Below are 1,216 nucleotides of genomic sequence, written 5' to 3' on the forward strand. Positions count from 1 at the left end.
GTCCGGAGCGGGTCCAGCAACACCACGGTGCGCTGGCGGCCTGCCTCGGGGAGCCCGACGTTGACCGGTTCGAGCTGGAGCGGGGACCTGGTGATCGGCTCGTCGCGGCGCAGGGGAAGGGTCAGGCGGAAGTTCGACCCTTCTCCCTTGCTCCCCCAGGCCTGCAGCCAGCCGTCGTGGAGCTTGGTGTCCTCGGCGGCAATGGACAGTCCCAGCCCGCTGCCGCCCGTGGTGCGGGCCCGGGCCGGATCGGCGCGCCAGAAGCGGTCGAAGACGCGCGCCGCCTCAGCCGGGGTCATGCCGATTCCGTGATCCCGTACGGCCACGGCCACGGCGGTGCCGCTGGCGGCCACGGAAACGTTGACCGGCCGGCCCTCGCCGTGTTCGAGGGCGTTCAGGATCAGGTTGCGCAGGATCCGGTCGATCCTGCGGTCGTCCATGTCGACAATGACGCTGCCAGCCGGGGCGTTGAGGGTGACGGCGGACCCGTATTCGGCGGCGACGGGCGCCACCCCCTCGATGACATGCGCGACAAGCTGGACGATGTCGGTGGGCTCGGCGTCCAGGGTGGCGGCGCCGGCGTCAAAGCGGGAGATTTCCAGCAGGTCCGCCAGGAGCGACTGGAAGCGTTCCACCTGGTTGTACAGCAGCTCCGCGGAGCGCTTGTTGATGGGGTCGAAGTCCTCGCGGGCGTCATAAAGGACTTCGGCGGCCATGCGCACCGTGGTGAGCGGGGTGCGGAGCTCGTGGGAGACATCGGAGACGAACCTCTGCTGCATCTGGGACAGCGTGGCCAGCTGGGTGATTTGTTCCTGGAGGCTTGCGGCCATGTGGTTGAACGACGCGCCGAGGCGGGCAACCTCGTCCTCGCCTTTGACCACCATGCGCTCCTGCAGCTGGCCGGCGGCGAGCTTCTCGGAGACGACGGCGGCATGGCTGACCGGGCTGACCACGTTGCGGGTCACATACCAGGCGACGCCGCCGATCATGAGCACCAGCAGCGCGCCGCCGGCCAGCAGGACATTCTGGATCTCGTCGAGGGTCTTCTGCGCCGTGTTGAGGTCATAGATGAGGTAGAGCTCGTAGACGGTGCCGTTGAAGGTCACCTTGTTGCCGACGGCGATGCCGGGCCGGTCTTCGGTCCCTACAGGGAACTGGGTGGACGCCCAGTACTGGTCCTTGCCCGAGTCCTGCACAGCCTTGCGCAGGTCCGGGG

At 68.3% G+C, this 1,216-nt stretch carries 1 protein-coding gene; it reads right to left on the reverse strand.

Going from position 1 to position 1,216, the window contains the following annotated elements:
- Positions 1–1,216 (reverse strand): MtrAB system histidine kinase MtrB (gene mtrB / locus LQV45_RS33850; protein WP_230012201.1); only part of this gene is annotated, 1,216 nt, incomplete at both ends.

This window comes from Microbacterium sp. Bi128 (assembly GCF_918698205.1).